The organism is uncultured Campylobacter sp. (genome assembly GCF_963517995.1).
Lineage (GTDB): Bacteria > Campylobacterota > Campylobacteria > Campylobacterales > Campylobacteraceae > Campylobacter_A.
Window position 1 is genome coordinate 1 of record NZ_CAUQHQ010000178.1, and the last position, 3,839, is coordinate 3,839.

Sequence of the window (3,839 nt, forward strand, 5' to 3'; positions counted from 1 at the left end):
GCAAAATTCTCTATGATGAGATCTATCATGTCGCTCTTTTTCATCTCGTAAGCTTCACAAAGCAGCTCAAAAGTGGATGCGTTGTCGATGCTGATCGTAAAATCGTATCGCGTTTTTTTGATCTTTAGATTATCATGGACTTTTATCATCTCTTGCCCCTTAGCGCCAAATTTAGCATTTTTGCGCCTGCATAAGCTAAAAGCGTAATGTCTAGCGCCTCGTTTCGATCACGTGTTTTTACCCATCTGAGCTTTAAATACCCGTTTTTATCCTTGGTTTTTTCTATTTTTTCAGACGTAAGCTGCTTAAAAAACTCCTCTTTGTAGCTCTCGCTAAAATGGAAATAACCCGCACCCGGCTCGCCAATGCGTAGCAATCGGTAGAGCTCGTTTTTGCCCGCATACGTTCCAATCGGCATAAATTTAACGCCCCTTTGGATGATTTTTATCTTGTTTAAAAACGCCGCTTTGCCGCTTTGCTCGCTTAGGCCTTTTGTGGCAATGAAGTTTTTATTTAAACTAACTAGGCGATAAACTCGCTCGGTATTAAAACCGCTATCGATTAGAGCAAGCGAGATAACGAGACTTCTGCCGTCCTCTTTTTTAAATTTCTTACAAAGATATTTATACGTATCCGCCCAAACTTTATCCTGGTCGGTATTACCCCAAATTTGAACGTGCTCGATACAATATGCCTCTAACCCTCTGCCCCAGCCGATGAAGTTTATCTCGGTGCGGTTGTCTTGAATATCTACGCCGGCGGTGATAAATTTAACCTCAGTCGGTAGGTTTTGATCGTTGTAACTCTCAATTCTATTTAAAAATTCGTTTTCGTCAATCTTGATCGCCGGCGGCTCAAAGCTCTCGCATTTGATCGTATTGATAAAGGTTTGGAGTTTAAGGTGATTGTCTTTTGAACGATACCAGTCCTTTACCACGTCCTCCATCGTGTAAAAAGGGCTATAAAGCGCATTAAGGAAAAATCCTGCGACGTCCGAGCGCGGATTACCTGCGATCCACTCGCCGCCCTTTACCGCCTCGTTTTTTTGCTGCTCGGTCAAAAGCGCGCCGCATTCGCAGCACTGATAGCGCGCGCTCTCAAAGATCGGCTCGTCGCTCTCGTCTTTATCCCATGCCAAAAACTCAAATTTCATCGTTTGAGAAAAACCGCACTCCGGGCATTTTATGTAGAATTTGCGCTGATCGCTGAGCTCGTATTCGCCCTCTATCGTTGAACTGCCCTTAACCGTCGGCGTCGAGCTTATGATGATTTTTCGATCAAAAAACGTTTTTGTGCGCTTTTCGGCTAGCTCAATACTATCGCCCTCTTTGGTAGGCTCGCATCGGTCGGCCTCATCCACTAGCAAAATCTTAATCGGCTTACTTGCTAGTTTGCTTGGGCTATTTGAGCCCACCAGCGCGAGGTTGCCGCCTTTAAAATTTTTGATTAGGATCGTATTGTTTGCCTCGTTTGAGTTTATAAGCTCGTCTAAAACCCTGCAATCTCGAAACATCGGAGCTAAACGGCGTTTTGAATAGTCCTCGGCGTCCGTATCGTTTGGGAGTAAAAATAAAATAGTGCTAGGCTCTTGATGAATAAAATAACCGATAGCATTATTAATCGTTTCGCTTTTGCCGACTTGTGATCCCCAAAGCAGAACTATTTTGCGGCGCTTAGGATTTGAAATTTCATTCATCGGCTCAACTTGATACGAAAATGCTTTAAACCTTCCGTAGTTGCTTGAGCTCTCACGACTTAGAATTCTAAACTTCTCAGCCCACTGAGTTAAATTTAATCTCGGCTTGATAAAAATTGCATTTGCAAAAATATCGATAACTTTACCCATTGTGTTTTTGATTTTATGATTTTTTAAAAAGTTGGTTTGTAGTCAGTGGCTCTGTTGATGTCTTTATTTTAGCGTTTTTTAGATAAAAATTCAAATAAAAAAGCCCTAAAATACGGCTTTTAACAATGTTTCTATATTTTTTTAGATGAAATTATACTTTTTAAGTTTTTACCTCTTTTTTTATTTAAATTTGCTAACAAAAAGCCCTTAAAAACGAAAACGAACCCCCTTAAGTTTTGTTATATCTCTCAACTTTTCGCGGTTGCCCACCGCAGTTTAAAATATTTCTTGGGAAGAACCTAAATTTATTTGAGCTTATTTGCAACGCTATTAAGAGAGGCTTGCACCTTACGCTTTTAGCTAGCCTGCATGCTAAAGTTTTAAAATAACTAGCTCACGCATCGCCCACGCCGCGCCTAGAGGCGTTTTGTGCATCTTTATAGTTAAGCGGACTTTAAGCAAATCAGAACCTCGAGAGTTAAGCGGACTTTAAGTGGTCATATATCGGGAATTTATCGGAAATTAAGCTACCGCGCACGCTCCCACGTGTATAAATTTAGCCGTCCGATTTGCTACACTCCTACACAAAAAAGGCAACAAATGTTAATCGTCATTGACCGCTATATCTTTGAAGTAAAGCATAATATTCTAAGCATAGCCAAATCTACAAATATAAACTTCGACAAGCAAAACACCATCACTAAACCCGTTTATACCCACATGGGCGGATATGAGGACGAGATCAGTTTTGAGGCCGTGATATTGCTTGATGATACGGCGGACTTCCTCGGATTCGAGGAGCTCGCCAAGCTAGGCAGGCCGCTTGACATATCGACTTTTGACCTCACGGACGATAGACAGATCTTTATTACCAAGCTCACACAAACCGTCGCAAATTTCGTTAAAACGCAGCTAAACGGCGTAACCTACTACACAAAAAAGCTTCAAATCTCGGGATATTTGATAGAGAGGCCAAAAGACGAGCAATGAGTAGCAAAAACGATAAAGAGCTCGATAGGCTGCGCAAAGACGTTCAAAACGCGCTAAATAGAACGCTCACTAAAGTAAAAAAAGAGCAATCAAATTTTATTACAAATCATATCGCGCTCGCCAAAAAGAAAATTAACTTTTTTACGACGCCAAAACGCGCGCGCCCGGACGATATGAGCATTAGCCTTTTTACCGCTAGGAAATATATCACGCCAGCCATGCTACCGCGCAAGGTATCAAACACCGGCGTAACCGTCACGATAAGCAAGCAAAAAAGCGTATTTTTAAGCGGCTTTGCACAGCAAACCCCAAGGCGCGGCGCCGGCAAATTTTTAATAAGCTCTAAAAACTCAAGCGCAGGAATATTCGGCGTTTCGCGCCACTCTTTGCGATCGAGCTACACGACATCCGGCGAGCGCAGGCTCTCGCGCCCTAGAGATGCATTTATAGTCAAGCGGCTAAACGATGATTTATCCGAATTTGCGTTAAAAGACGTCGATGCATTGCTTGAAAAAGCCCAAGAAATCTTTAATCAGGAGTTGGAAAAGTGAAATACCTAGCCAAAGACGGCGACACGTTAGACATGATCTGTTACAAACACTACAAGAGCCTAAACGATAGCGTTTACTCGCAGTTTTTGAGAGCAAACGAGCATCTTTTAGGCAAAGAAAAGCTATCTGGCGGCGACATAGTAAATTTGCCCGATATTGAAGTAAAAGCAGCCGTAAAGGTTACGTATCTATGGGATTAACATCAAAATACCTCTCGCCGAAGGTTCAGATTTTTTATAATGGTGTAGATAAAACCTCAGCGATGGATTGGATCAGTATCAGCATAACCGACAACGAAGGTAAAGACACCGACAAGCTCAACATTACGCTAGGATACGGTAGCCCGGCGCCTCGTTTCAAAGATACCATCGATATTTATGTGGAGAGCTTCTTTTTAGGTCATTTTATAATCGCCACAGTCAAAATAAAATACAAAAGAAGCTACGATATAG

4 protein-coding genes and 1 pseudogene are annotated in these 3,839 nt (G+C 42.0%); 4 read left to right on the top strand and 1 reads right to left on the bottom strand.

Annotation, left to right across the window (positions count from 1 at the left end; genetic code table 11):
- Positions 1-145 precede the first annotated feature (145 nt).
- Positions 146-1,846: a terminase gpA endonuclease subunit gene (locus tag RYL88_RS12060; RefSeq protein ID WP_314991604.1), complete on the bottom strand. Its 1,701-nt coding sequence runs from the start codon at positions 1,844-1,846 to the stop codon at positions 146-148.
- A 600-nt stretch (positions 1,847-2,446) separates the two neighbouring features.
- Between RYL88_RS12060 and RYL88_RS12065 the strand changes: the two genes are divergently transcribed.
- The 4 genes and pseudogenes from RYL88_RS12065 to RYL88_RS12080 form a co-directional block, all read left to right on the top strand.
- On the top strand, positions 2,447-2,836 hold the full coding sequence (locus RYL88_RS12065) for a hypothetical protein (protein WP_314991606.1): 390 nt from the start codon (positions 2,447-2,449) through the stop codon (positions 2,834-2,836).
- Positions 2,833-3,387, top strand: a complete 555-nt coding sequence (locus RYL88_RS12070; RefSeq protein ID WP_314350358.1) for a hypothetical protein — start codon at positions 2,833-2,835, stop codon at positions 3,385-3,387. Before RYL88_RS12065 ends, RYL88_RS12070 begins: the two co-directional genes overlap by 4 nt.
- The gene (locus RYL88_RS12075; protein ID WP_304345534.1) at positions 3,384-3,587 is read left to right on the top strand and encodes a tail protein X; all 204 of its coding nucleotides are present in this window, start codon (positions 3,384-3,386) and stop codon (positions 3,585-3,587) included. The genes RYL88_RS12070 and RYL88_RS12075 overlap by 4 nt, the downstream gene beginning before the upstream one ends.
- A 62-nt stretch (positions 3,588-3,649) precedes the next feature.
- Positions 3,650-3,839: pseudogene (locus RYL88_RS12080) on the top strand (phage tail protein); the annotation flags it as partial.